Raw genomic sequence first — 18728 nt, forward strand, 5'->3', positions numbered from 1 at the left:
CGGCACCAATCGAGGATTGCCGCCGATGCCGCTCCAGACCCAATTCCAGCGCAAGACGATCGGGACCTTTGCCGTCTACCGCGAGCTCGTCGTGGTCATGGTGCCGATCGCGATCGCGACTCAGGCTCTGGCCGAGTTCGGGGTTATCAAGGCCGTCTCGCCCTGGCTGGCGCCGGCGATGCAGCTTTTCGGCCTGCCGTCGGAGCTGGCTCTAGCTTGGCTGACTGGTTTGCTGGTCGGGATGTGGGGCGGGGTGGTGGTCCTGTTCACTTTGGTGCCGACGCTGGCGCTCAGCAGCGCCGACATGACGGTGTTCTCGGCCCTGCTGCTGCTGGCGCATGCCATCCCGGTCGAGCAGCGCATCGTCGCCAGGGCTGGGCCGAATTTTTGGGCGACGTCGATCATCCGCATCGCCGGGGCGATGGCCTTCGCCGCGCTGCTGCACCAGCTCTTTGCCGCGACCGGCTGGCTGTCGCAGCCGATGGCCCCGGTCTGGACGCCCGCGGCGGGCGAGGGCGGCTGGCTCGGCTTCTCCTACGGGCTGGCCAAGACACTGGTCGTGATGCTCGCAGTTCTGCTCGTTCTGACCTGGGTGATGGAACTACTCAGAGCGGCAGGCATCCTCGATGTGCTCTACAGGGCACTCGCTCCGCTGTTCCGTCTGGTCGGCCTTAAGCCCGAGGCGCTGCCGTTCACCACTGTCGGCCTGTTGCTCGGCATCTCCTATGGCAGCGGGCTGATGCTGGCGGAGGTGCGCCGGCAGCCGATCGAGCCTCGGCAAATCTTCATCGCCAGCGTCTTCATGGGCTTCGCCCACAGCCTGATCGAGGACACGCTGATCATGGTGGCGCTGGGGGCCGATATCGCCAGCATTCTGGCCGGGCGGCTGATCTTCGCGATTGCAGCGACCGCGGCGATCGCTTTTGTCCTCGACAGGTTTTCGGACGCGCCGGTCGCGGCGAGTGACTCCGCGAGCCGCTCTTAGCTCAGACTGAACGCCTCATGGATCGCGCTCTGGACGCCGCCGCCCATGATCGGGCCGCCGCCGGCGACGTGGATGGCGTCGCCGACCAGCGCCGCCCCCAGTCCATGGCGCGGCGTCAGCATCGCGGCGTATTGCTCCCAGCCGTCGCTGGCGGGGTCATAGGCCTCCATCTGGCCGAAGACGCGATTGGTGCCTTCGCCGCCCATGATGAAGACCTTGCCGCGATAGAGCACGGCGCCATGGCCTGAGCGGGCGGTCGGCAGCGGGTTGCGCGGCGCCCATTTGTCGGTCGCCGGGTCATAGGCGTGGTGCAGGTTCGAATTGGTGTGGAAGCTGTCGACGCGCCCGCCGATGACGTGGATCAGCTGTCCGATCGCCAGCGTCCCTGTGTGGTCGCGCGCCGTCGGCAGCGGCGTGCGCTCGCTCCAGGCATCGGCCTTGGGATCGTAGACGCGGTGCCAGTTGACCGAGGTCTTGCTCTCGGTGGTGTCGCCGATCGCGCCGCCGATCGAATGCAGCAGGCCGTTCAGGCCGACGATCGCGGCCGAGCCGACGGGGCGGGGTAGGGGCGCGATCTCGGCCCATTTGTCCGCCTTGGGATCGTAGACGAAGCAGCGCGGATGCGGCTTGCGGTTCTGCTCGAGGAAGCCGCCAATGGCGTAGAGTTTTCCATCGAGGAAGGCGACGCCGACATGGTTGGCTCCCTGCGGCAGCGGCGCGCCGTCAGCCCACTTGTCGGCCTTGGGATCGTAAGCATGATGGTAGGCCCGGTCGGTGCGCTGCTCGCCGTAGCCGCCGACGATATGCATGCGGTCTTCATGCGCCGCCGCCCAGGCCATTTCGGAGCGCGGCAGCGGCAGCAGCGCCTTCATGCTCCAGCGGCCGGGATTGGCGGCCTTGGGTGCTGGTGAATCGAAGACGTTCTGGGAGGCGGCGAGCTCGGGCTTGCCGATCCGGCCGGGCTGGTTCAGCCGCTCGTAATGCCCGCCATGCTGCTCGTGCCCGGGCTGCTGGGCGAGGGTGGGGGCGGCGAGACCGGCGGCCCCGGCGGCGATGAAACTGCGGCGGCTCAGGCTGGTCATGATACGTCCTCCCATGATGAACCTACGGCTGGCAGGGGCGTTGGCAATGGGCGCCGTCGGCGTGCAAGCTGGCGACGGAATCACGACCTGGTGAAAGGCGAGCCGCATGACGCGCTGGCAATGGCTTCTGGCGCAGTTCACGCGACGGCTCTGGGTGCGCTCGGCCCTGTTCTCGCTGCTCGGTGCGCTGACGGCGCTCGTGGCGATCTGGCTGAAGCCGTTCATTCCGCCGGCCGTCTCGGTCCGGATCGGCGCCGACGCCGTCGATAATGTGCTCGGCATCATGGCATCGAGCATGTTGGCGGTGACGACCTTCTCGCTCGGCGCCATGGTCTCGGCCTACGCCGCTGCGGCGACCGGCGTCACGCCACGGGCGACGATGCTGCTGCTGCAGGACACCAAGGCCCAGAACGCGCTCTCGACGTTCATCGGCGCCTTCCTGTTCAGCATCGTCGGCATCGTGGCGCTCAGCACCGGCGTCTATGGCGGCGAGGGGCGCGCCGTCCTCTTCATCGCGACCATCGCGGTGATCGCCCTCGTGGTGGTCACCCTGCTGCGCTGGATCGAATACCTTTCGCGCCTCGGGCGGCTGGGGGAAACGACCCGGCGGGTGGAGGAAGCCGCAGCCGAGGCGTTACGCGAGCGCCGGCGGAAGCCGCATCTCGGTGCCTTGCCGCCACCAGCCGGGGGCATGGCGGAGGGCGTGCCGATCCTTGCGAGCGAGACCGGCTATCTCCAGCATCTCGACGTCGCAGCGCTCGACAAGCTGGCGCAGGCGGCCGGCGGGCGCATCGACGTGCTGGTACTGCCCGGCGCATTCGTGGCGCGTGAGAGCATCCTCGCCCGTTCGAGTCGCCGGCTGGCAGATGAGCAACTCGGGGCCGTGCAAAAAGCCTTCAGCATCGGCGACATGCGCTCGTTCGACCAGGACCCGCGCTTCGGCCTGTCGGTCCTCGCCGAGATCGCCTCGCGGGCGCTGTCGCCGGCGGTCAACGATCCGGGTACCGCGATCGACGTGATCGGGCGCGCGGTGCGGATCCTGTCGATTTGGGCCGGGGAGGGCGCGCAGGAGGAGCCGGTCTACCGGCATGTCACGGTCCCCGGCCTCGACGAGCACGACCTGCTCGACGACGTGTTCACGCCGTTGGCGCGCGACGGAGCCGCCCTGGTCGAAGTCGGCATCAGGGTGCAGAAGGCGCTCGCCATCCTGGCAGCCACCGGTTCGGGCCGGCTGACGCCAGCTGCGCTGCGCCACGCCGAGCTCGCGGCGGCACGTGCCGTGGCGACGCTGACGTTCGAACCGGACCGGCGCGCAGTGGTCGACCTTTCCGCAAGGGTGCGCGCTGCGGCGAAGCTGGGCAACTGAGCCGGCACGCAGCGCGGGCATCGCGGTTGCGCGGCGGGTCCGCTTCAGCATACTGCATGCGCTGTTATCGTGCGGCACTTGAAACGGTTGAAATTGTAAAAAGACGAGGAAGCGCATGTCTGGGCATAACAAGGTCGCGATCATCACCGGTGCCGGCTCGGGCGTCGGTCGGGCCGTCGCCATCGCCTTCCTGAAGGACGGCTATCGCACCGTGCTGGCCGGGCGCCGCACCGATGCCCTCGAAGAGACGATCACGCTCTCGGGCGCGCCGGCGGCGCAGGCGCTCGCGGTCTCGACCGACGTGACCGACAAGACGTCGGTCGAGGCGCTGTTCGCTGCCACCAAGGCGAAGTTCGGCCGCGTCGACGTGCTGTTCAACAATGCCGGCGTCAATGCGCCGGGCGGCGTGCTGCTGGAGGACCTCTCGCTGGAGGACTGGCAGAGGGTGGTCGACACCAACCTGACGGGCCCGTTCCTGTGCACGCAGGAGGCCTTCAAGGCGATGAAGTCGCAGGAGCCGCGCGGCGGGCGCATCATCAACAACGGCTCGATCTCGGCGCAGGTGCCGCGGCCCAACTCGGCCGCCTACACCGCGACCAAGCACGCCATCTCCGGCCTGACCAAGACCGCCTCGCTCGACGGGCGCAAATACGACATCGCCGTCGGCCAGGTCGATATCGGCAATGCGCTGACCGAGATGGCCAAGAAGATGACCACTGGCGTGCCGCAGCCGGACGGCTCGATCAAGGTCGAGCCGGTGATGGATGTCGACCATGTCGCGACCACTGTCCTGCATATGGCCGGCCTGCCGCTCGAGGCCAACATCCTCTTCGTCACGGTGATGGCGACCAAGGCCCCGCTCGTCGGGCGCGGCTGAGGGGCACGCCCCCACAAGCGCCGGCGCCGTGAGCGGCGATCCGCTGTCGTCCTGGTCGGGCCAGTCCCGGCCGTCCACGGCTTGCGACGAGCGGTTTTTGCGCGACACTGTCCGGGGCGACTCGGGAGTGCCGCGCTTGTCAGCCTTCGATGCCTCGGAACAGCGCGAAAGCGCGGATGGTGGGCGCAAGGCCGACCATGACGGGCACGGCGTTCGCATCGAGAGCGAACCCGGCCACGCCGCGCCGGTCGATCCGAAAGTCGGGCGCGCCTATCGCCTGACGATCTGGGGCATCGCGCTCGGCATCCTGATCTTCGCCGGCAATGTCGTGCTCTGGGCGATTGCCGTGGGCAACAACCAGCTGTTCAAGGACGGAGTCGACTGGGTCTACGACGTCGCGCTCTACGGCATCGCGGCGCTGGTCTTCGGCCGCGACGAGCGGGCCGAGAAGCTGGCGGCGCTCGCCATCGGCGCGGTGATGGCGGTCGCGGGCCTGCACACCCTCTACGACCTCTGGGACAAGATCCTGCGGCCGCGGCCGATCGAGCTCTTCACGCTTGGCTTCTCGGCGGCGAGCGCGATCCTGATCGCCTATCTGATCATCGGCGTGCTCTGGCGCTTCCGGGCCGAGACCAACCCGGTGATCAAGGCGACCTGGCTGTCCTCGCGCAACGATGCGATCTCGACCACGGGCTTTGCGCTGCTCGGCCTTGCCGCTCGGCTGCTCCCGGTGCGCTGGCCGGAATATCTGTTCGACCTCTTCGTCGCCTTCCTCTGCTTCCAGGCGAGCTGGGCGATCTGGCGGGCGACGAAACAGACGCAGGATCGGAAGAAAACCTCATCATAAGACAGGGGTCTGTCGTCCCGGGCGACCGAAGGGAGACCCGGGACCCATGCCTGAACCTCCTTCGGGAAGGCTCCGGAATGGATCCCGGGTCTCCGCTGCGCTCCGCCCGGGATGACCCAAGTAGGGAGGCATGAGAAGAAACTTCTCCTCCGACCAAGGTCGTACGACCCAGTTCTTCCGCCTTGATGGCAAACAAAAAAATCCTGTCCGGCTTCTCCGGCGAGCCGCGTGGCGAAATCATGGCAGCCCCTGCAATTCATGCCGAAACGCGCCGATAGCCCGGCTCTTTCGGCGCCAAGGAGCGCCAGAATGTCCGTCCTGTCTCTCATCCGCCACGGCGTGGCTGCACTGGCCGCGAGCCTCGTGCTCGGCGGCGCGGCGCTGGCACAGTCCGGCCCGCTGGTCTCGACCGAGTGGCTGGAGAAGAACCTCAGCGATCCCAAGGTCAGGATCATCGAGGTCAGCGTCGAGCCCGGCATCTACGAGCGTGGCCATATCCCCGGCGCGCAGAACATCGCCTGGCATACCGATCTGGTCGAGACCGTTTCGCGCGACATCGCCGGTCCGGAGAAGTTCCAGACGCTGGCCCGCAAGCTCGGCGTCGACAAGGACATCACCGTCGTCCTCTACGGCGACAACAACAACTGGTTTGCTGCCTGGGGCGCCTGGGTGTTCGACATCTACGGCCTGCGCGACAACGTGAAGCTGCTCGATGGCGGCCGCAAGAAATGGGAGCTGGAGAAGCGCCCGGTCGCGACCAATCCGGTGCCGGTCAAGGCCTCTACCTTTGCTGTCGGCGAGCCGAACAAGGCGCTGCGCGCCCGCCTCACCGACGTCGTCGCCAGCGTCGAGAAGAAGTCGGACGCCCGCATTCTCGATATCCGCTCGCCCGACGAATTCTCCGGCAAGATCATCGCCCCGGCCGGCTTCCAGGAACTGGCGCTGCGCGCCGGCCATATCCCCGGCTCGGTCAACGTGCCGTGGGCGCGGGCGGTCAACCAGGCCGACGGCACGCTGAAGTCGCCGGAAGAGCTGAAGAAGCTCTATGCCGAGGTCGGCATCGACGGCTCCAAGCCGGTGATCACCTCCTGCCGCATCGGCGAGCGCTCGAGCCACACCTGGTTCATCCTGACGCGCGTGCTCGGCTACCAGGCCGCCAATTATGACGGCTCCTGGACCGAATACGGCAACGTCGTCGGGCTGCCGATCAGCAATCCGGCCGGCACAGTCTGGGGCGGCAAGTAAGCTCCCTGATGAGTATCTCCGACGATAGCGGCGCGCTGGACTATGAGCTGGCGCGCCGGCAGGCGGGGGGGGAGCCGATCAGGCTGCCGCCCCTGCGCTACATCGCTGCAGCGGTCGTCGCCGTAGCGATCGCAATTTCCATCTATCTGGTCGGGCGCCATGGCGATCCGGCGCCGCAGCTCCAGCTCTCGCTGATTTTGGGCGCTGCCTTCGGGTTCGTCCTGCAGAGGGCGCGCTTCTGCTTCTTCTGCATCTGGAAAGACTGGCTCGACCGGCGCGATCCGCGCGGGCTGCTCGGTATTTTCACAGCGCTGGCGGTCGGGCTTGCCGGCTACACGCTGATCTATGGCGCCTGGCTGCCCGATCCCACAGGCACGCGCCTGCCGCCGACGGCGCATATCGGCCCGGTCGGCCCGGCGCTGCTGCTGGCGGGGCTCGCCTTTGGCGCCGGCATGGCGATCTCCGGCTCCTGCATCAGCGCCCATCTCTACCGGCTGGGCGAGGGCTCGCCGACTTCGCCCTTCGCGCTGATCGGCGCAGGCCTCGGCTTCATCCTCGGATTCCTGAGCTGGAATGAGCTCTATCTCCTGACGATCTCGGAGTCGCCGGTGCTCTGGCTGCCGCGCCAGCTCGGCTATGGCGGGGCGCTGCTGGCCGGGCTTGCCGTGTTCGGGGCCGCGGCCTGGTGGCTGCTGCGGGCCGGCAGGCCGAGCGAGCAGGGTGCATCGGAGAACGCGCCAGCCGACCCAATCGCCGCGATTGTCCTGCGACGCTGGCCGGCCTGGCTCGGCGGGCTCTTCGTCGGGCTGATTGGCGTCGCAGCTTATCTTCGCCTGTCGCCGCTCGGCGTCACCGCCGAGCTCGGCTCGCGCTCGCGGCAATTGGCGACCGGGTTCGACTGGTTGCCGGCGCGGCTGGAAGGGCTCGACAGCTTCCGCGGCTGCGCCACCCTGATCCGCGACGCGCTGCTGACTCCGAACGGGCTCTTCGTCGCCGGGCTGGTCGCGGCCGCCTTCGCCGCGGCGCTGGCGGCGGGCGAGTTCAAGCCAAGGTGGCCGACCGGCGGGCATGTGCTGCGCGGTCTGGTCGGCGGCGTGCTGCTCGGCTGGGGCACGGTGTTCGGGCTTGGCTGCACGGTCGGGACGCTCCTCTCGGGCATCTCGGCCGGAGCGGTCTCGGGCTGGGTGTTCGCGCTCGGGCTGGTCGTCGGGACGACGGTGACACTGAAGGCGGGGCGGCGGATGCGGCTGTTGGATTGAGGCGCGGTACCCATCTGCCACTTGCGCAACAAGGCGCAGACATGGGGGCAGGCTGGGCTATAACGGTGGCATCGGTTCGAGGATGTCCCCGAGGAAGCTTGTATGTCGATTGCCGCCAAACTGCCCTCCATCCTGATCGCCAATCGCGGCGAGATCGCCTGCCGGGTGATCCGCACCGCCAGGCGGCTCGGCCTGCGCACGATCGCGGTCTATTCCGACGCCGATGCGCACGCGCTGTTCGTCGAGATGGCGGACGAGGCTTATCGGATCGGCCCGGCGCCAGCACGCGAGAGCTATCTCGATGCGCAGAAGATCCTCGCGGTCGCCAAGCAAGCCGGCGCGGCCTGCATCCATCCGGGCTATGGCTTCCTGTCCGAGAATGTCGAATTCGCCGAGGCCTGCGCCGCGGCCGGCATCGTCTTCGTCGGCCCGCCCGCCTCCGCCATCAGCGCCATGGGCCTGAAGGATGCGGCCAAGGCACTGGTCGAGAAGGCGGGTGTCCCGGTCGTGCCGGGCTATCACGGCGCCGAGCAGGGCGTCGATTTCCTAAGCCAGGAGGCCGAGCGCATCGGCTATCCCGTGCTGATCAAGGCGGTCGCCGGCGGCGGCGGCAAGGGCATGAAGAAGGTTGATCGGCCCGAGGACTTCGCCGATGCGCTTTCCAGCGCCCAGCGCGAGGGCAAGAACGCCTTCGGCGATGCGCGGGTGCTGGTCGAGAAATACGTGCTCTCGCCGCGCCATGTCGAAATCCAGGTGTTCGGCGACAGCCATGGCAATGTCGTCCATCTCTACGAGCGCGACTGCTCGCTGCAGCGCCGCCACCAGAAGGTTATCGAGGAGGCGCCGGCGCCGGGCATGACGCCCGAGGTGCGCGCCGCCATGGGCAAGGCGGCGACGGAGGCGGCCAAGGCGGTCGGCTATGTCGGCGCCGGCACGGTCGAGTTCATCGCCGACGGGCGCGACGGCCTCAGGGCCGACCGCTTCTACTTCATGGAGATGAATACCCGCCTCCAGGTCGAGCATCCCGTGACCGAGGCGATCACCGGGCTCGATCTGGTCGAGCTGCAGCTCAAGGTCGCGGCCGGCGAGCCGCTCGGCTTCACCCAGGATGACGTTCGCGCCGAAGGGCACGCCGTCGAGGCGCGGCTCTATGCCGAGGATCCGGAGAAGGGCTTCCTGCCGTCGACCGGCAAGCTCTGGGCGCTGCAATTCCCGCAGAGCGAGGACATCCGCATCGATACCGGCGTCGAGGCCGGCGATTCGGTGACGCCGTTCTACGATCCGATGATCGCCAAGGTGATCGCCCATGGCCGCACCCGCGACGAGGCGCTCGACCATCTCGCCTTCGCGCTCGGCGAGACCATCGTCGCCGGGCCCCGCACCAATCTCGCCTTCCTGAAGAAGCTGGCCGAGGCCGAGGGGTTCCGGAAGGGTCCGTTCGATACCGGTTTCATCGAGCGCAATATCGAGGCGCTCGGGGCCGAGCCGCAGCCGCTCGATGCGGCCGCGGTCGCGGCGGCGGCGCTGCAACTGGAAGAGGAGCGGCAGGTGGCGCTGCTCGACCTCGCTATCGAGCGGACCGGCGATGAGGCCAAGTCCCCCTGGCTCGACGCCGATGCCTTCTCGATCATGCCACGCCCGGCGCTTGGCCTGCCGCTTTTGGTCGATGGCGAGCGGATCGAGGCCAGGATCGAGTGGAACGGCGACGCAGCGCGCGTCTCGTTGCCTGGCCATCCGCTTGATGAGGGCGAGCACGAGGTGACGCTGGCCCGCGCCGAGGCAGGCACCTATCTCGCGCTGCATCGCGGCCGCCAGACCTCCGTCGCGCTGTTCGATCCGTTCAGCGTCGATCTCGATGCCGTCGCCGGTGCTGGCGGCGTGATCAAGGCGCCGATGCACGGCAAGCTGATCGCGCTTTTCGTCACGGCCGGGGAGGCGGTGGTGAAGGGCCAGCGGCTCGCCATCGTCGAAGCCATGAAGATGGAGCATGTGCTGACCGCCCCGCGCGACGGCACCGTCACCGAGCTCGGCGCCGAGCCGGGCGCGCAGGTGGCCGAGGGCGCGAAGGTGGTCGTGCTCGGGGAGTGAACCTAGAGCCCCTTCCTTCCCTGTGACGGCTTCAAGCCTTCGGGCTTGGTGCGAAGCGGTAATGGATGATGTCCATGACCACGGCCTCTTCGCGCGTCCGATTGCGATAGCCGTGCCGGCGGTCGGCTGGGAAGCGCAGCGACTGGCCCTGCCTGAGCGGCCGCCACTCCTCTTCGACCAGCAACTCGACCTCGCCGTGCTGGACGGTGATGTGCTCGACGACGCCGACGTCGTGCGGCTCCGAGATGCTCTCGAAGCCGGGTGCGAAGGTGAGTTCGTAGAGCTCGAAGCCGAACCTCGCCTCGTAGGGAAAAACAAGAGCCCGCTGCATGCCTTCCTGCGACGGGCGCACGCGCAAGTCGGCGGCGTCGCGCAGAAGCAGCACGTCGCCGCTCCCGCCATCGGCCTCCAGCAGCGCGGTCATGGGAACCCCCAGGCCCGTGGCGAGCTTCCAGAGCGTCGCGATCGTCGGTGCGGATTCGCCCCGTTCGATCTGGCCCAGCATCGCCTTGCTGACGCCGGTGCGCGCCGCCGTCTGGTCGAGGCTCCAGCCGCGGTCGCTTCGGATCGACTTGAGCAGCTTCGGGGTATCGACCGGGCCAACGGGCTTCATAGCAGGAGCTCTCCAGTCTGTGCGTTATTGCGCACGGAAAGTTTGTGCGTTAAAGCGCACGCGTCGTTCCTACCATCTGGCCGAAGGCTTGTCCCATGCAGCCGAACACCAGGCTCGACCTCGACCGCATCCGGCAGGCGCAGCGAGAAATTTCGCCGCTGTTTCGCGATACGCCGCAGTTCCAATCTCAGACACTCGGCGAATTGCTCGGCTGCGAGCTCGTCATCAAACTCGAGACTGCCAATCCTATCGGCTGCTTCAAGGGACGCGGAACCGAAGTCGCGATGGCGCGGCTCGCCAGGAGTTCAGGCCCAAAAACTGCGGTTTGCGCCAGCGCCGGCAATCTTGGCCAGGCGCTGGCCTATAGCGGCCGGTCGCGCGGCATCGACGTCATAGTGATCGCGGGGAGGGGCGCCAATCCCGGCAAGATCGAGCGCATCCGCCGGCTGGGCGGAGCGGTCGAGCTGGTCGAAGGCGATATCGAGACTGCCCGCGAGCGGGCGCGGGAGATCGCGGCTGTTGGCGCAGCGTTCCTGATCGAGGACAGCGAGAACCTCGACACCTGCGAGGGCGCGGCGACGATCGGGCTCGAGCTCGTCGAGGGGGCAGGGCGTATCGATACCGTGCTGCTCGCGCTCGGCGGCGGTGCGCTGGCCACCGGCGTCGGCCATGTCATGAAAACCCTGTCGCCAGCGACCGAGATCGTCTGCATCCAGCCGAAAGGCGCGCCGGCCCTGGCGCTGTCGTGGCGCGCCCGCTCGGTCGTGACGACCGAGAGCACCGACACGATCGCCGACGGCGTCGCCGGGCGGTTTCCGATACCGGAGGTGCTCGACGACCTCATCGCCCTCGCCGACCATGTTCCGCTGGTCGAGGAAGCCAGCATCGTCGAGGGCATGCGGCTGCTCTACCGGCATGCCGCGCTCGTCACCGAGCCCTCGGCGGCGCTCGGCATCGCCGCAATGCTGGAAGACCCGGAGCGCTATCGCGGCAAGCGCGTCGCCACGGTTATCTGCGGGTCGAATGTCCTGCCGGAGCGGTTCAGCGCCTGGATGCGGGATTAGAGCGCGTCCAGCGCGACGATCGCCCGCTCGGCTACGGCGAGATTGATCTGCGCCAGAGGGTCCTCGTCTTCGTCGAACCAGGCGGTCGAGAGTCCGCACCAGGCCAGGATCCACATCAGGAGTCGGCGGCGCTCCAGCCCGGATTTCGCCAGCACGATCTCCAGCCGGCGCTCGAAGCGGCCGGGCAAGACCGCGACCGGCGGTTCGGGGTCGGCGAGATCGGGATCGCAGAACAGGATCGTGTATTCGAAGGCGCGATCACCGATCACCGATTTCGGATCGATGGCGAGCCAGCCCCTGGCCTCGAAATCGAGGACGTTGTCATGGTGGAGGTCGGCGTGGAGCGGCACGATCTCGCGCTGCGCCGGAAGCAATTCGTTGGCGACTGTGGCCGCGCGGGCGAGGATGCCACCGTGCTGCCGAGCCATCGGGAAGAGGTCCTTGAACCAGGTTTCCAGCGGGATCAGGCCTGAGGGCGCCGGGCCGCGCGGCTTCTGCAAAGCGGCGATGGCGTCGCAGAGGATGGCCGTCGCCTCGTCATCGCCAGTTGCACCGCTGCGGGCCAAGGCGGCGAGCGAGTGCTTACCGGTGGCGCGCTCGATCAGCATGGCCTCGCCATTGTCGCTGCGGGCAAAGAGGCGGGCGGCGCCGTCGCCCGCCCAGTAGTCGAGCGGCAGGTAGCCGCGCCGTTCGTCCTCGACTTCGGGCAGCTTCAGCATGGCCGGCTGACTCTGGTGCAGGACGGGCAAAAGCTGGCTGGCATGCGTCCTGATCGGCTCGCCGGCGGGGTCGAGGTTCCAGCGGATCAGCCAGGGCGAAAAGGCATTGGTCGGCATCGTCGGTCGTCTATTCCGTCATTGCGAGGGCGAGCGAAGCAATCCAGGGGGATTGCGCGAGCCGCTCTGGATTGCTTCGTCGCTGCGCTCCTCGCAATGGCGCTGGAGGCTAGTCCGCCGCCCGGCCGCGACCGATCAGCGGAAACTGCTCGACCTCGTAGATCTGGCCGGAGACGTGGCCGCTCTCCTCCGACAGCCAGAAGGCGGTGTGGGCGGCGATCTCGGCCGGCTGCATGATCTGGCCGAAGGGCGCGAATTCGAGCGGCACTTCCTTCTCCCAGCCCGGCTTCTTGCCCTCGCGCTGCTGCGTCGCATCCTCGTTGGCGGTGAAGGTCCAGCCGACATTGAGCTGGTTGACCCGGATGTGCTCGCGCCCGAGCGTGTTGGCCAGGTTGCGCGTCATCGTCATCAGCGCGCCCTTCGACATCGAATAGACGGTGAGGTTGGAATTGCCGCAATATGCGTTGATCGAGCCGACGGTGAGGATCGAGCCGCCGGACTTCTGCAGGCGGAAGGCGCGGATCGCCGCCTCGGCGCAGAGCAGGGGCGCACGGGTGTTGATCGCGACGATATGGTCGAAGAAGGCAGCGGTGGTCTCAGCCAGCACGCCGCGCGGATAGATGCCGGCATTGTTGACCAGGCCGTCGATGCGGCCGAAGGCCTTGCGGGTCGCGTCGACCAGCGCCTGGGCCGTCGCCGGCTCGGCGAGATCGCCGATCGCGCCCGAGGTCGCGGGGCCGAGCTTGCGGCAGGCGGTGTCGACCTCGTTCTGCTCGCGGCCATGGATCAGCACCTTGGCGCCCTCGGCGATCAGGCGTTCGGCCATGGCGTAGCCGATACCGGTCGAGGAGCCGGTGACGAGAATGGCCTTGCCTTGCAGTCCGCGCATGTCGTGTCTCCGTTCGGGTCGGTGGCCTTAGTAGCCTGCGAGCGCGGCGCCGTCATGGCTGCATCCACGCCGGCCAGTCCTGCACCTCTGCCGTCAGGCTCGCCCTTGTGGCGAGCATCCACGTCTTGAACACCGCTCTCGAGAAACGAAGACGTGGATGGTCGGGACAAGCCCGATCATGACGGGAAAGGGGACGCCGGCTTGTGGAGAAAGGCCGTGGGCTCTGGCGAGGGGCCTCGGCGAGGATTAGGTTGCCCGCCATGCCGCTCCATATCCTCAAGCTCTGCGTCGGCGCCGACTCGATCAGCGATCTCGAAGAGTGGATCGCCGAGCGGCAGGCGCAGCGCCGCGCCCGGGGCGAGCCGGCGGAGCAACTGCACACCACCCGCATGGTGCCGAAGCGGATCGAGGAGATCGTCAATGGCGGCTCGCTCTACTGGGTGATCAAGGGCCAGGTCTCGGCGCGCCAACGCCTGATCGATATCCGCCCCTTCACCGATGGCGAGGGCATCGGCCGCTGCCACCTGGTGATGGAGCCGGTGGTGGTGCCGGTCGAGCCGCGCCCATTCCGGCCGTTCCAGGGCTGGCGCTATCTGCAGGACAAGGACGCGCCGCGCGACATCGACGGCCGCAGCGGCGATCTCGGCGTCATGCCCGAGCAGATGCGGCGGGAATTGGCAGAGCTGGGGTTGCTGTAGGCTTTACGCAGCGCTTAGGCCGGCGGCTGCGATACGCTTCGAAGCCTTATGCGAGGCCGCCTACATCATGGTGGAAGCGCCGCCCATCGCGGTCAGGCGCATATGATGCGAACCACCATGCTCAGGATTTTTGCTCGCATTGCCGCTTTCGCCAAACATCTCGATGCGCACCTGACGCGCGGCGTCGAGATGCGTGGCCGGCGGCTGGCCGGGCTGAAGCCTCTCGCAGGCGCACGGCCTGTCAACGCCAAACCTCTCAAGGCGCTGCCCCCGCGCCCGGCTGCTATCGCCGCCCACTAAGCCTGAAAATGGTCTTGTGGGCGGCGGTTCGCCTCACACCCCGATATTGTCGATCAGGCGCGTCGCTCCCAGCCGCGCCGCGATCAGTAGCCGGATCGGGCCGTCGGCGCGCGAGGTCACCGGGGCCAGCGTGTCGGCGTGGCGGGCTTCGAGATAGTCGAGCTCGAAGTCGGCGGTGATGATCTCGTTCTGCGCGTCGGCGACCGCCTGGAACAGTGGGTCGTCATTGCGGATGCGGGCGGCGAGGGCCTGCATCACCCGGTGCAGAGTCGGCGCCAGAGCGCGCTCCTCGGCCGAGAGGTAGCGGTTGCGCGAGGACATTGCGAGGCCGTCGGTCTCGCGGAAGGTTGCCAGCGGCACGATCTCGATGCCGAGATCGAGGTCGCGGGCCATGCGCGTCACCACCTTGAGCTGCTGGTAGTCCTTCTCGCCGAAGACGGCGAAATCGGCCTTGCTCTGTGTGAACAGCTTGCAGCAAACCGTTGCGACGCCTTCAAAATGCGTCGGGCGAAAGCGGTCCTCCAGGCCAACGGCGGCCGGGCCGAGCAGCAGCACGCGGCTGGCGAAGCCCGGCGGGTACATCTCCTCGACCGCGGGGAAATAGATCGCATCGGCGTTGGCGGCTTCGAGCTGGGCGCGGTCGCTGTCGAAGGTGCGCGGATACTTCTTGAAGTCCTCATGCGGCGCGAACTGCGTCGGGTTGACGAAGATCGAGACGATGACGCGGCGGGCGTGCTTCTGCGCCTCGGTCACCAGCGCGATATGGCCTTCGTGCAGCGCGCCCATGGTCGGCACCAGCGCGACCTTCTCGCCGGCGGCATGCCAGGCCGCGACGGCCTCGCGCATCGCCTTGACCGTCTCGAACACCGCCACCTGCGACATAGCGCTTCTCCGAGGCATGTCCCGCAAAAGTGGGGACCATTTTTGCGGGACATGCCCAACTATTAAGTTGCGCGAATTCTGATCGTTCGACCGATACCGGTCGAACGGAAAGCGCGCGGCTTGGGGGACGGGTAGCAAATGCCGGCGACGCGGCCAATATCTTCGGCATGAGCGAATCCCGGCGAACAGCATGACGCGCGACAACGGCAAGGCAGTGGGCAAGGCGGGCGAAACGCGCCCGGCCGAGAATGCTGCGCGCTCCAAGCCTGGCGAGATCGACCGTTTCGTCGCGGCGGCGAAGCAGCTCGCGCCGCTCGCGACCGGGCAGGCGGGGCGGCTCGTCTTCGCGCTCGACGCGACGATGAGCCGACAGCCGAGCTGGGATCTGGCCTGCTCGCTGCAGGGCCAGATGTTCGAGGTCGCGGCCAGGACCGGCGGGCTCGCGGTCCAGCTCGTCTATTTCCGCGGCTTCGACGAGTGCCGCGCCTCGGGCTGGCTCGGCGAGCCGCAGCGGCTGACCGGGCTGATGAACAAGATCGACTGCCGCGGCGGGCAGACGCAGATCGGGCGTGTGCTCAAGCATATCCGCGACGAGGAGCGGCAGGTGCCGATTCGCGCCTTCGTCTATGTTGGCGATGCAATGGAGGAAGATGTCGACCGGCTCTGCGCGCTCGCCGGCGAGCTCGGCCTGCGCGGCGTCAAAGGCTTCCTGTTTCAGGAGGGGGCCGATCCGGATGCGAGCGCGGCGTTCGCCGAGATCGCGCGCCTGACTGGCGGCGCCCATGCCCGCTTCGACGTCAACGCGCCCAATTCCCTGCTCGACCTGCTGCGCGGCGCAGCCGCCTATGCCAGCGGTGGACGCGAGGCGCTGCTGAAGCTCGCGGGGCAGAATGCTGCGGCGCAGAGACTGCTGACGGCGATGGAGGGCCGGACATCGTGAGCCTGCTCTACGGTATCGCCACGCTGATCCTGATCTGGTGGTTGGCCAAGCTCTTCGCCGGCTCCGATCCGAAGAAGCTGGTGCGGCTCGGCAAGGTGGTCGGCGGTACGCTTTCGCTCGGTGTCGCGGCGTTGCTGATGCTGCGCGGCCGCCCGGATATGGCGATCTTCCTCGCCGGGCTCGGCGCCTGGCTGCTCGGCTGGAGCGCCTATGGCCCGGGCGGCCTCAAGATGCCGGAATGGGCGAAGGACTGGGGCGGGACCGGCTCGGCCGGGCGCTCGAAGGTCGCATCGAGCCTGCTCGAGATGGAGCTCGACCATGACAGCGGCGGCATCAGGGGCAAGGTCCTGGCCGGCGCTTATGCGGGGCGCGATCTCGACGATCTCAACCCCACCGAACTCAGTGCGCTGCTGCGCGAATGCCTCGCGGGAGATCCCGACGGGGCACGCCTCCTAGAGGCATATCTCGACCGCCGGGCGCCCGGATGGCGTGAAGACGCTGATCGTCACCGCGACGCGGGGCAGCGCAGCCCGGCGCGCACGGGCGCGATGTCGGACGAGGAGGCCTACGAGATCCTGGGGCTTCACCCGGGGGCGGGCCCGGAGGCGATCCGCGATGCCCATCGGAGCCTGATGAAGCGGATCCATCCGGATGCCGGTGGTACCAGCGGGCTTGCCGCTCGCGTCAACCAGGCCAAGGATACCTTGCTGAAAAAGCATGGCTGATCTCCTTTCCGGACCGGTCAGCCGCGGGTGGCGAAGCAGGAGAAGCCGCCGCGCTTGAGCTGGGCGCAGGCCTTCTCGGCGTCCTTGGACTCCTCGAAGCCGGCGAAGCGGGCGCGGAACAGGGTGGCACCACCCTTCTCGACCTTTTCGGTGAAGGCCGAAGCGTCGGCGAGCGAACCGGAGGCCTTGGCGCGGGCGCGGCTGAGGATGTCCTTGGCCTTGGCCTCGTCGTCGGTGGCGCCGAGCTGGATCACCCATTTCGAGGCGATCGCGGTCTTCTCGGCGGGCTTGGGCTCGGCCTTGGCCTCGGGCGCCCTGGCGACATGCGCCACCTTGACCGGAGCCGGGGCCGGTTCGGGGAGGCGAGCCTCGACCTTCTTCGGCATGGGCTGGACCTCGTCCTTGAGCGCGACTTCAGCGACCTTGGCGATCGAGGACGTGGTGTCGACATTCGCCGGCGGGCGCAGGACCTTGCCTTCAGCCGGGGCGGCGCCGATCGACCAGCGCATCGCCGACGGCGTCGTCGTCGCGGCGACCGGGCGCATGTTGGAGAGAGCGAGCGCCTGGGCGCTGCCGCTCAGGGCGCGCGGCGGCGGCATCTGAGCGGTCGTCGTCGTCGCGGCATAGGCGCGGGCGGCGGCGGGCACTTCAGGCTCGGCGCGCGGACGCGGCACCGGGATCGGCGCAGGGGCCGGGGCGGGCTCGGGCGCCTGGGCGACGAGCGCCGGGCGAGCCGGCGGCTCGGGAGCCGGGGCGGGGGCGGGGGCCGGCGCACGATAACGCTCCTGCTGCGGCTCGGAGGCCTCGGCGATCATCGGGGCGCTGCGGCCGCCGGCGCTGGCGCGCGGCAGGCTGGCGAGGACGAGGTCGGACATGATCTTGTCGCGCGAGGCGCCGGAGCGCCCGCCGAGCACGATCGAGACGATCTGGCGGCCTTCCGACTTGGCCGAGGTCATCAGGTTGAAGCCGGAGGCGCGGGTGTAGCCGGTCTTGATGCCGTCGACGCCCTCGATCTTGCCGAGCAGGCGGTTATGCCCGCGAATCGTGCGCGAGCCGTACTGGAAGGAGCGCATCTGGAAGAGCGGGAAATAGCGCGGGAAACGCTCCTGGATCGCCCGGGCCAGGATGGTCAGGTCGCGCGCCGTGGTGATGTTCGGCGGCGAGTTCGGCAGGCCGTGCGGGTTGTAGAAGCGGGTCGAGTCCATGCCGAGCGAGCGCGCCTTGCGCGTCATCTGCTCGGCGAAGGCCTCTTCGGAGCCGGCGATGGCCTCGGCGACCACGACCGAGGAATCGTTGGCCGAGAGGGTGATCATGCTCTTGATCGCGTCCTCGACCTCGATGGTGGAGCCGGCGCGCAGGCCGAGCTTGGTCGGCGGCTGCGAGGCGGCGTAGGACGAGACCTTGAGCTCGGAGTTCATGGTGAAGCGTCCGCGCTCCATCTGCTCGAAGAGCATGTAGAGCGTCATCACCTTGGTGAGGGAGGCCGGGATGCGCGGCGCATCCTCGTTGACGGCGTGCAGGGTGCGCCCGCTCTTCACGTCGACGACCATCGCCGCATAGGGCGGGGCATAGCCGCCCGAGACATGGCGGCGCTTCTTGCGCGCCGCCTCGGCGGGGGAGACCGTCGCTGTCAGCACGACGGCAGCAGCACTCACCACCCCGATGAACGCAAGCCAGCGCCCGCGTCGGGACCCAACGCAACCAGAAGCCATGCAACTCGCCTCAACTAAACCCACCCGTCCGTCGCAGGCTTTGCAGCGTGGCGCGAAGGACACAGATAAGGAGGTTAGGCGGATGCGGTTACGGAGCGGTTAAGCACCGGACGGCTTTCGCATGACCATTTCGCACGGCCGTCACATGGAACGGTCAGGTTGCAAACCGTCGCCGGTGCACGCTGGGGGGCTCTGCGTTTGATGCATTGCAGCGCAAGCTTGACTTTTATGTTGCGGTGCACAATATCAATAAGCGCCCCGGTGATGGACCTTTTCATCTGACCTAGGGGGCACGGAACCCGGGCCACTCCGGCTCGTCA

At 68.0% G+C, this 18728-nt stretch carries 17 protein-coding genes; 11 read left to right on the forward strand and 6 right to left on the reverse strand.

Annotated features, from left to right (window positions below; all coding sequences use genetic code 11):
* The first annotated feature begins 25 nt into the window (after window positions 1-25).
* On the forward strand, window positions 26-985 hold the full coding sequence (locus V7S63_RS00130) for a nucleoside recognition domain-containing protein (RefSeq protein ID WP_336528784.1): 960 nt from the start codon (window positions 26-28) through the stop codon (window positions 983-985).
* Here the strand turns inward: V7S63_RS00130 and V7S63_RS00135 are convergent.
* The gene (locus V7S63_RS00135; protein ID WP_336528785.1) at window positions 982-2067 is read right to left on the reverse strand and encodes a Kelch repeat-containing protein; all 1086 of its coding nucleotides are present in this window, start codon (window positions 2065-2067) and stop codon (window positions 982-984) included. The two genes, V7S63_RS00130 and V7S63_RS00135, sit on opposite strands and share 4 nt — an antisense overlap.
* Window positions 2068-2173: 106 nt before the next feature.
* Between V7S63_RS00135 and V7S63_RS00140 the strand changes: the two genes are divergently transcribed.
* The 6 genes from V7S63_RS00140 (at window position 2174) to V7S63_RS00165 (ending at window position 9749) form a co-directional block, all read left to right on the forward strand.
* Window positions 2174-3433: a DUF2254 domain-containing protein gene (locus V7S63_RS00140; protein ID WP_336528786.1), complete on the forward strand. Its 1260-nt coding sequence runs from the start codon at window positions 2174-2176 to the stop codon at window positions 3431-3433.
* Window positions 3434-3548: 115 nt separating this feature from the next.
* Window positions 3549-4310, forward strand: coding sequence for an SDR family oxidoreductase (locus tag V7S63_RS00145; RefSeq protein WP_091842095.1), 762 nt, complete (start codon window positions 3549-3551; stop codon window positions 4308-4310).
* Window positions 4311-4446: 136 nt separating this feature from the next.
* Window positions 4447-5157 (forward strand): cation efflux transmembrane domain-containing protein, encoded by a 711-nt coding sequence (locus V7S63_RS00150; protein WP_336528787.1) that lies wholly within the window; start codon window positions 4447-4449, stop codon window positions 5155-5157.
* Between the two features lie 309 nt (window positions 5158-5466).
* On the forward strand, window positions 5467-6402 hold the full coding sequence (locus V7S63_RS00155; protein WP_336528788.1) for a sulfurtransferase: 936 nt from the start codon (window positions 5467-5469) through the stop codon (window positions 6400-6402).
* An 8-nt stretch (window positions 6403-6410) separates the two neighbouring features.
* Window positions 6411-7661 (forward strand): YeeE/YedE family protein, encoded by a 1251-nt coding sequence (locus V7S63_RS00160; RefSeq protein WP_336528789.1) that lies wholly within the window; start codon window positions 6411-6413, stop codon window positions 7659-7661.
* A 102-nt stretch (window positions 7662-7763) separates the two neighbouring features.
* Window positions 7764-9749 (forward strand): acetyl/propionyl/methylcrotonyl-CoA carboxylase subunit alpha, encoded by a 1986-nt coding sequence (locus tag V7S63_RS00165; RefSeq protein ID WP_336528790.1) that lies wholly within the window; start codon window positions 7764-7766, stop codon window positions 9747-9749.
* Between the two features lie 31 nt (window positions 9750-9780).
* On the opposite strand, the gene V7S63_RS00170 is transcribed toward V7S63_RS00165, so the two are convergent.
* On the reverse strand, window positions 9781-10362 hold the full coding sequence (locus tag V7S63_RS00170) for a helix-turn-helix domain-containing protein (RefSeq protein ID WP_336528791.1): 582 nt from the start codon (window positions 10360-10362) through the stop codon (window positions 9781-9783).
* 95 nt (window positions 10363-10457) lie between these two features.
* Between V7S63_RS00170 and V7S63_RS00175 the strand changes: the two genes are divergently transcribed.
* Window positions 10458-11426 (forward strand): threonine ammonia-lyase, encoded by a 969-nt coding sequence (locus V7S63_RS00175; RefSeq protein WP_336528792.1) that lies wholly within the window; start codon window positions 10458-10460, stop codon window positions 11424-11426.
* Here the strand turns inward: V7S63_RS00175 and V7S63_RS00180 are convergent.
* Window positions 11423-12262, reverse strand: coding sequence for an aminoglycoside phosphotransferase family protein (locus tag V7S63_RS00180; protein WP_336528793.1), 840 nt, complete (start codon window positions 12260-12262; stop codon window positions 11423-11425). The two genes, V7S63_RS00175 and V7S63_RS00180, sit on opposite strands and share 4 nt — an antisense overlap.
* Window positions 12263-12371: 109 nt before the next feature.
* Window positions 12372-13151: an SDR family NAD(P)-dependent oxidoreductase gene (locus tag V7S63_RS00185; RefSeq protein WP_336528794.1), complete on the reverse strand. Its 780-nt coding sequence runs from the start codon at window positions 13149-13151 to the stop codon at window positions 12372-12374.
* Between the two features lie 260 nt (window positions 13152-13411).
* On the opposite strand from V7S63_RS00185, the gene V7S63_RS00190 reads away from it, so the two are divergent.
* Window positions 13412-13849 carry a DUF1489 family protein gene (locus tag V7S63_RS00190; RefSeq protein WP_091842072.1) on the forward strand — a complete coding sequence of 146 codons (438 nt, stop codon included), beginning with the start codon at window positions 13412-13414 and terminating at the stop codon, window positions 13847-13849.
* 333 nt (window positions 13850-14182) lie between these two features.
* Here V7S63_RS00190 and panC read toward each other — a convergent pair whose 3' ends face one another.
* Window positions 14183-15031 carry a pantoate--beta-alanine ligase gene (panC, locus tag V7S63_RS00195; RefSeq protein ID WP_336528795.1) on the reverse strand — a complete coding sequence of 283 codons (849 nt, stop codon included), beginning with the start codon at window positions 15029-15031 and terminating at the stop codon, window positions 14183-14185.
* 190 nt (window positions 15032-15221) lie between these two features.
* Between panC and V7S63_RS00200 the strand changes: the two genes are divergently transcribed.
* Both V7S63_RS00200 and V7S63_RS00205 read left to right on the forward strand, forming a co-directional pair.
* The gene (locus V7S63_RS00200) at window positions 15222-15971 is read left to right on the forward strand and encodes a VWA domain-containing protein (protein WP_336528796.1); all 750 of its coding nucleotides are present in this window, start codon (window positions 15222-15224) and stop codon (window positions 15969-15971) included.
* The gene (locus V7S63_RS00205) at window positions 15968-16696 is read left to right on the forward strand and encodes a DnaJ domain-containing protein (protein ID WP_336528797.1); all 729 of its coding nucleotides are present in this window, start codon (window positions 15968-15970) and stop codon (window positions 16694-16696) included. The genes V7S63_RS00200 and V7S63_RS00205 overlap by 4 nt, the downstream gene beginning before the upstream one ends.
* A 17-nt stretch (window positions 16697-16713) precedes the next feature.
* Here the strand turns inward: V7S63_RS00205 and V7S63_RS00210 are convergent, their stop codons facing one another.
* On the reverse strand, window positions 16714-18351 hold the full coding sequence (locus tag V7S63_RS00210; protein ID WP_336528798.1) for a serine hydrolase: 1638 nt from the start codon (window positions 18349-18351) through the stop codon (window positions 16714-16716).
* Window positions 18352-18728 lie beyond the last annotated feature (377 nt).

It is taken from the genome of Allobosea sp. CCNWLY174 (assembly GCF_037120455.1).
In the GTDB taxonomy this organism is placed as follows: domain Bacteria; phylum Pseudomonadota; class Alphaproteobacteria; order Rhizobiales; family Beijerinckiaceae; genus Allobosea; species Allobosea lupini.